Annotated in this window: 6 protein-coding genes; 2 read left to right on the top strand and 4 right to left on the bottom strand. The window is 74.3% G+C overall.

Annotated features, from left to right (window positions below):
- Positions 1–990: integron integrase (locus tag RM540_RS14150; protein WP_311665245.1), on the top strand; the 990-nt coding region annotated here is incomplete at its 5' end.
- Between the two features lie 160 nt (positions 991–1,150).
- Here the strand turns inward: RM540_RS14150 and RM540_RS14145 are convergent.
- The 3 genes from RM540_RS14145 to RM540_RS14135 form a co-directional block, all read right to left on the bottom strand.
- Positions 1,151–3,301, bottom strand: coding sequence for an ABC1 kinase family protein (locus tag RM540_RS14145; RefSeq protein ID WP_311665243.1), 2,151 nt, complete (start codon positions 3,299–3,301; stop codon positions 1,151–1,153).
- Between the two features lie 317 nt (positions 3,302–3,618).
- Positions 3,619–5,163 carry a hydroxymethylglutaryl-CoA reductase gene (locus tag RM540_RS14140; RefSeq protein WP_311665241.1) on the bottom strand — a complete coding sequence of 515 codons (1,545 nt, stop codon included), beginning with the start codon at positions 5,161–5,163 and terminating at the stop codon, positions 3,619–3,621.
- 197 nt (positions 5,164–5,360) lie between these two features.
- Positions 5,361–5,864 carry a GNAT family N-acetyltransferase gene (locus RM540_RS14135; RefSeq protein ID WP_311665239.1) on the bottom strand — a complete coding sequence of 168 codons (504 nt, stop codon included), beginning with the start codon at positions 5,862–5,864 and terminating at the stop codon, positions 5,361–5,363.
- Positions 5,865–5,985: 121 nt separating this feature from the next.
- On the opposite strand from RM540_RS14135, the gene RM540_RS14130 reads away from it, so the two are divergent.
- Positions 5,986–6,759 carry an endonuclease III domain-containing protein gene (locus RM540_RS14130; protein ID WP_311665237.1) on the top strand — a complete coding sequence of 258 codons (774 nt, stop codon included), beginning with the start codon at positions 5,986–5,988 and terminating at the stop codon, positions 6,757–6,759.
- 48 nt (positions 6,760–6,807) lie between these two features.
- Here the strand turns inward: RM540_RS14130 and RM540_RS14125 are convergent, their stop codons facing one another.
- A complete protein-coding gene (locus RM540_RS14125) occupies positions 6,808–7,704 on the bottom strand; it encodes a BadF/BadG/BcrA/BcrD ATPase family protein (protein ID WP_311665235.1) in 897 nt (298 codons plus the stop codon).
- Between the last annotated feature and the right edge of the window lie 4 nt (positions 7,705–7,708).

Here is a 7,708-nt window from a genome sequence, read left to right as displayed (position 1 = left end):
CGCCCCGCTATGTCCGAGCTCCTCGACGCCACCCGCGCCGCTCTCCGGTCGCGGCAGATGAGCCTCCGCACGGAGCAGACCTACGTCTACTGGATCAAGCGCTACGCCCGGTTCCACGACCTCCGCCACCCCGCCCAGATGGCCGAGCCCGAGGTGCAGGCGTTCCTCAACCATCTCGCCGTCGAGCGGGACGTCGCCGCCAGCACCCAGACGCTCGCGCTCTCCGCGCTCCTCTTCCTCTACGACGCCGTCCTCGGCCGACCTCTGGGCACGATGGGCGGGCTGGTCCGCGTGCGGAAGCCCCCGAAGCTCCCCGTCGTGCTCACGAGGCAGGAGGTCCTCGACGTCCTCGGCCGGATGAGCGGGGTGGACCGCACGGTCGCCTCGCTCCTCTACGGCTCCGGCCTCCGCCTCTCCGGCGCCCTCCGGCTTCGCCTCCAGGACCTCGACCTCGACCGTCACCAGATCACCGTGCGGGAGGGGAAGGGGGCGAAGGACCGGGTCGCGATCCTCCCGCGGTCGCTCGTGGCCCCGCTCGCGGCCCAGGCCGACCGCGCGCGCCGGCTCCACCAGGCCGACCTCGCCGACGGGGGCGGGGAGGCCGTCCTGCCCCACGCCCTGGAGCGGAAGTACCGGGGCGCCGGCCGCCGGCCCGAGTGGCAGTTCCTGTTTCCCGCCGCCCGGCTCTCCGCCGACCCGCGGACTGGGCGGATCCACCGCCACCACCGGGCGCCGTCGTCGGTCCAGAAGGCGGTTCGCACGGCGGTCCGGGCCGCGGGCATCCCGAAGCGGGCCTCCTGCCACACCCTCCGGCACTCGTTCGCGACCCACCTCCTCGAGGACGGCGTCGACGTCCGCACCGTGCAGCACCTCCTCGGGCACGCCAAGCTGGCCACGACCCAGGTCTACCTCCACGTCGTCGGCCACACGGGGCTGCGCGTGCAGAGCCCGCTCGACCGGCTCGACGACCCGCCGCCCCGCCCCGCGTGAGGGCCGGGCGGGGTGGGGGAGAGGGCTCCCCGCCCCGCCCGCCGAGGCCGTTTTCCCTTCGCCACCCCGCCCACGCGCGGGGGCGGGGCGGCCATCTTCCCGCTTCCCGCTTCCCGCTTCCCGCTTCCCGCTTCCCGCTTCCCGCTTCCCGCTTCCCGCTCTACGACCGCTTGAGCGCGAAGGCGGCCGCGAGCGCGAACAGCGGTCCCCACAGGAACCACGGGCCGCCCGCCGTCACGGCGATGACGCCCGAGACCAGGCTGGCGCCCGACAGGAGCGCTGTTCGCAGGCCGGCCAAGGGCGACGTGGCCGGCGCCCGCATCCGGGTCTCGACAAAGCGGATGCCCTCGGACATCAGCGTCGGGCTCTTCACGATGAGGTCGACGAGCTCGGGCGCGCCGCGGAAGCTCTCCTTGAGGAGCGCGACCGGGTTGAACTGGCTGCGGAACAGGCTGTTGACGTGCTTCCGGCTCACCTCGGCCACGTCGAACCCGGGCAGGAGCGTCTGGCCCACGCCCTCGAACGTGACCAGCGCCTTCGTCATCAGCACCATCTCGACCGGGAAGTACATCCGGTACTGGCCCGCCAGCCCGACCGACTCCAGGATGAGCTGGCCCACGTTGACCTCGCCGTACCGCTGCGCCCGGTAGAACCGCCGGCACAGCTCGGCGACCGCCCGCTGGAACCCGCGAGGGTCCGCCTTTTTGCCCGCCTCGGACACGGCGGCGAGGTAGCGCGCCGCGTTCTCGGCGTCGCCGGTCACGAGCGAGAAGTAGTAGTACAAAAGCGTCCGCCGGAGGTCGCCGTCGAAGTAGCCGACCATGCCGAGGTCGATAAAGCCGATCTCGGGGTGGACCTCGCCGGTCTCGGGGTCGGGCTCGGTGTCGAGCAAGAACATGTTGCCCGGGTGGAGGTCGGCGTGGAAGAAGCCGTCCTGGTAGAGCATGCGGATGATGCTCAGCGCGCCCAGGTCCACGAGCTCCTCGCGGGCCGCGAGCGGGAGCGCGTGGGCGGCGGGCGAGTCCGGGCGGAGCCCGCGGAACCGCTCCATCGTGAGCACGAGCCGCGACGAGTACTCGCGGTAGATCGTCGGGAAGCGGACGCCCGGGACGTCGGCGAAGTTGATCGCGAACTGCTCGGCGTTGTCGGCCTCGCGCCGCAGGTCGACCTCGCGGAGCGTGTACTCGGCGAACTCGTCGAGCACCTTCTTGGGCTGGTAGCGCGCAAAGAACACCTGGAGGAACGAGCCGAAAAAGCCCAGCAGCCGCGCGTCCCGCTTGAGGATCACGTAGATGTGCGGCTTGACCACCTTCAGAATCACGTCGTCGCCGCCGACCGTCCGGGCGGGGTGGATCTGGCCGATCGACGCGCTCCCCAAGGGCTTCGGGTCGATGTGCGCGAACATTTCGTCGACCGGCCGCCCGAGCCCCTTCGCCACGCGGTCGAGGTACTCGGGGAACGGCATGACCGGGAGCCGGTCGAGCAGGTTGTTCAGCTCCTCGGTCACGAACCGCGGCAGGAGGTCCTCGCGGAGCGCAAGCACCTGGCCCAGCTTGATGTACGTCGGCCCGAGCAGCTCGAGCCGCCGCCGGAGCTGGACCTCGAGCGGGAGCCCGCGGAGGTCGCGCCGGACGAGCGGGCGGACGAAGAACGCCGCGATCTTGATGAGGAACAGCGGCAGCCCGCGCACCCACGAGAACTGCTCGCGGTCGCGGGCCACGGCCACGGCGCTCCCGTAGACGAGCCCGAGCGCGTGGCGGAGCGTCGTGAAGTAGCGGCGGACGAGCGACGGCGGCTCGCCGCTCACGTCCATGACCTCGAACCCGGCCTCGCGGGCCACGGCCGTGTCGGGGTCGAGCGCCTCGCGCCGTGCCCGGGCGCGGCGCGTGAGGTCGGCGGCGACCGCCCGCTCGCTTTCCGCCCCGCCCGCCCGCCCGGGCGGGGCGGTGGGCGCGGCGCGGACGGGGCCGGGCGCGGCCTGGGCGTGGCGCGTGGCGGCGGGCGTGTCGCCACCCGGTCCGGCCGGGCGGGCGTCGCCCTCGGCGGCGCGGTCGCGTTCGGCCTCGGTCAGCGACGGCGCGTCGGCGCGGTCGTTCGTGCCGACGCCGTCATAGGCTTCGGCCGGCTCGGGACCGTCGGCGGCCGCGTCGGGCGAGTGCGTGCCGGGGCCGATGTCGGAGACGGGCACGAGGTCGCGTCCTTCCGCCCCGCCCGCCCCGTCGCCGGCGCCCGGGCGGCGCGGCGCGGCGCCCTCGCCCACCGGGGCGGGGTCGTCGGGGAGCGGGGTGGGGCGGTCGGGCGGGTCCGGCATGGCGGACAGTGTACCGCCGCCCCGCCCGGGGGCTCCGCGCGCCACGTGCGGGCGGGGCGGGACCGCGGGGGCGGGGCGGGACCGCACGCCGCGGCCCGACGGCGTTGCACGCCGCTACGATTGCCGCCCCGCCCTGCCCGGCCACGACCGCTTGGGCGGGGCGGTGTGTCGTGCTCCGTGCGAACACCACGCGTGGTGTCCCTACGGATCCGCCCCGCCCTCGCGCGTCGTGCCCGCCCACGGGCGACCGCCGGTCGCCCCTACGGCATCGCCCCGCCCATGGCGCGGGCGGGGTGGCGGATCTTCTGCCCGCTGCCCTACCGATTCCGCCCGTACTGCTCGTGGCTGGAGACCCAGTCGTTCGACGAGATCGCGCTCGCCAGGCTGATCTCGCCGGCCAGCACCACGCCGGCCACGATCTCGGCCAGCTTGCGCACCTTGCCCTCGCCGTAGCACCCGAGCATGTCGAGGCACTCGCGCTGCGTCGCCAGGCCGGTGCCGCCGCCGTAGGTGGCTACGATGAGCGACGGGATCGTAATCGACATGTAGAGGTCGTCGTCGTCCGTGTGCTCGGCGTAGAGGATGGCGGCCGACGACTCAGACACGTTGGCGACGTCCTGGCCGGTCGCGATGAAGAGCGCCGTGATCCCGTTCGGACTGTGGAGCCCGTTGTTGTTGGCGCCCGAGAGCACGGAGCCGATCCCGGCGGCCACGCCCCAGTGGTAGGCCAGCCCCTTGGGCTCGACGCGCATGACCTCGCGGAGCACCTCGCCCGAGATCTTGCACTCGGCCGTGACCCGCTTGCCGCGCGTCTTCATGATGTTGACCATCGACGCCTTTTTGTCGGTCGCGAAGTTGGACTCCAGGTAGAAGCGCCGGATCGTGTCGTTGTGCTCCAGGATCCACGAGCACGCGGCGAAGGTGGCCCGGCCGACCATGTTCTGCCCGGCCGCGTCGCCCGTCGAGAAGTTGAAGCGGCAGAACGCGAAGTGGTTCGAGAGGTAGGTGTCGATGTACTGGAGCTTCCCGCGCGAGGTCGTCGACTCGGCCTGGGCCGCGATCTCGTCGACGTGCTCGTCCAGCCACGCCTTGAAGTCGCGGGCGCCGCGGGCGTCCTCGAAGATGAAGACGGGCGCCCGCTGCATGGCGTCGTCGGAGACCGTGCACTTGACGCCGCCCGAGAGGTTCAGCACCTTCATGCCGCGGTTGTAGCTGGCCACGAGCGTGCCCTCGGCCGTGGCGAGCGGGACCAGGAACTCGCCCTCGGCGTGCTCGCCGTTCACGCGGAGCGGGCCGGCCACGCCGATCGGGACCTGGGCCACGCCCACGAACGACTCGACGTTGCCGGCCACCGAGCGCGCGTCGAACGAGTAGCTCGATACGTGGTCGAGCGCGCACGCCGTGTAGCCCTCGACGAACCGCCGCCGCGCCCCGATCGCCTCGTCCGAGTAGTCGTCGGCGTCATCGCGGGGGACCGTCACGCGGCCGGGCCGCTCGGGCTGGACCGAGTCCTTGACCTTGAACTTCAGGTCGCCCATGCCGTCGATCGCGAACCGCAGCCGGATCTCGTGGACGCCCTCGCCGGCCTCGATCCCAGGCACGCCGACCGTGACCACGCGCCGGAGCGGGAAGTCGACGGGGCTCGTCGACGAGACCTCGGACGCCCGGAGCGTCTCGCCGCCGTCGAGCGACAGCGTGAGGTCGTCCGCCCCGACCTCGCGGCCGTCGACCGTCACGCTCTGGAGCGCGGTGAGCTTGGCGTCGGTCAGCCGGTTCTTGAGGCGGAACGCGACGCCGTCGGCCGTCGGCGTCAGGCTCCCGTTCGTGTACAGCTGGCGGAGGACGAGCGACGGGATCTTCATGGCGGCGGGGGAGAGCCCTCGGGGCGGCCAAGCTAGTCGAAAGCGGTTCCGGCGCACGTCGGGGTGCGGCAGGGCGGGGCGGGTGGGTTCGAGGTTGTCTGGTTCGGGCGGGGCGGTGGACAACGCGGGGACAACCACCCCGCCCCGCCCTTGGCATCGCGGGCGGGGCGGCCATCATCTTTGCTGAACCCTGAACCCTACCCGCTCACCCCGCCCCACATCACGTAGTGCGGGCCGATGCCCGGGATGTCGAACTCCGGCCCGACGGCGCGCATCCCCAGCCGCTCATAGAACGGGACGGCGCCGAGGCGCGCGTTGCACCACAGGAACCGGCCGTCCCCGTTGCGGACGGCGGCGAAGCACTCTTGGAGAACGGCGCGGCCGAGGCCGGATCCGCGCGCGGCGTCGGAGGTCGCCATGCCGCGGAGGCGCCATGCCGCACCGGGCGCGTAGGCGGCCGGTGGAATCTCGCCGCGGTGCGCGTCCGGCGGAGCCTCGGCGTAGATCGTCCCCACCCCGCCCACAGCCTCGCCGTCGTACGCGGCCACGTGGACCGTGCCCGGGTCGTCGTCCTCGGGGTAGGTGGCGAGGCGGTCGGTCCACGTCGGGCGGAGGATTGCCGTGCGCAGCGGGCGGACGACGGCGGCCGGCACGCGGCGGACGGTCGGGGAGGACTCCGAGGGGGCGGGGCGGTCGGGCATGGCGCGGAGAGTGGATCTAGCAGGGCCGGCCTCGCGGGGCGGGGCGGAGTCGGGGGCTTCCCCAAAAGCTACCCGCCCCGCCCGCCGCGCGAACCTCGGCGGCCGGGCGGGGTGGCACGGCATGGACCTGTTCTCCGACGACGCGCCCGCCCCGCCCGATCCGGCGGCGGCCGCCCCGCCCGACCCGGCGGCGGTCGCCCTGCACGAGAAGGCGCTCGTCGTGCACGACCGGCTGTGTGAGGCGTACGGGTGCCCCATCGACTTTTTCTCGACCAAGGACCCGCTCTCCGAGCTCGTGTCCGCGCTCCTCTCGCACCGGACGAAGAACGCCGACAGCGGGCGGGCCTACACGCAGCTCCGCGAGCGCTTCCCGACGTGGGAGGCCGTCCGCGACGCGCCGACGGACGAGGTCAAGGAGGCGCTCGCGCCGTGCACGTGGCCCGAGCAGAAGGCGCCCCGCGTGCAGGCCGTGCTCCGCGCCATCACCGACGCCCCTGAGACCGACGGCCTCTCGCTCGACGTGCTCGCCGACTGGCCGGTCGACCGGGCGCGGCGGTGGCTCCAGGCGTTTAAGGGCGTCGGCCCCAAGACGAGCGCGGCCGTCCTCCTGTTCAGCACGCTCCGCCGCCCCGCCCTGCCGGTCGACAGCCACCACCACCGGGTCGCCCAGCGGCTCGGGCTCATCCCGCCGACGATGGCCGTCGGCCCGTCGCACGACGCGCTCGCCGCGCTGCTCCCGCTCGACTGGGACGCGCAGACGGTCTACGACGACCACGAGGCGCTCATGCTCCACGGCCAGAAGTGCTGCTTCTGGCGGAACCCGGCCTGCGGGCGGTGCCCGGTCTACGACCTGTGCGTGTGGCCGGAGAAGAAGGGGCGGGGCGGGGCGGCGTAGGGGCCGGCGGCCTCCGCTCTTGTCCGTCTTGCGCCCACGAGCGACGTCCTACGGCGCCAGCGTGCGCGCGAGCTGGAGTGCGCCCTCGGCGGGCGCCACGTCGGCGTGCGAGACGGTCCACCCGGGGAGGTGCCGTCCGAGGGCGCTTTCGAGCGAGGCGCGGTAGACGGCCTCGCGCGCCAGCCCGCCCGACATCGCCACGCGCTGCGCGACCGAGTCGCCGGCGCGCGTGGCGAGCCACCCCGCCTGCTGCGCGAGCGCGTTCGTCTCGCGCGCGAGGAGCGCCTCGGCCGTCCAGTCGCCGCCCTCGGCGGCGGCCAGCAGGAGGCCGGCGAACGAGGCCAGCGGCCGCTTGTCGACGTAGATCGCCCCGACCACGTCGTCGAGCGTGCCCAGTCCGTCGGCCGCCGCGCGGTCGACGAGCGCCGTCGGCGGTCCGCCGTCGAGGGCCGCCAGGACGGCCCGGAGCGCGGCCCGGCCGAGCGCCGCCCCGCCCCCGTCGTCGCCCAGCAGGGCGCCCCAGCCCCCGGCGCGGAGGGTCTCGCCGGCCTCGGTCCGCGCGGCCAGAAACGAGCCCGTGCCCACGAGCGCGAGCAGGCCGCTCTCGTCGCCCCAGGCAGCCCGGTAGGCCACGTCGCCGTCGTGCGTCACCGCGACGGCGGCGCCGTCGAGTCGGGGGCGGAGCGCGGCCGCGACCGCCTCCTGCGCCCCGATCCGCCCCGCCCCGGCCAGCCCGACGGCGACGCCTCCGAGCGGCGCTCCGCGGAAGGCCCGCCGCGCCTCCTCGACGAGCGCCACGAGCGTCGACGCCGTCGCCTCGACGCCGTCGCGGAGGAGCTGCGCGCCGGGGCCGTCGAACCGCTGGGGCTCGCCGCCCGCGGCGGCGAGCGCAGCCGTTTTCGTGCCGCCGGCGTCGAGGCCGATGTAGAGCGGGGCGGGGGGCATGGGC

It is taken from the genome of Rubrivirga litoralis, from assembly GCF_031846415.1.
GTDB lineage: Bacteria > Bacteroidota > Rhodothermia > Rhodothermales > Rubricoccaceae > Rubrivirga > Rubrivirga litoralis.
This window is presented reverse-complemented; position numbering and strand designations above follow the sequence as displayed.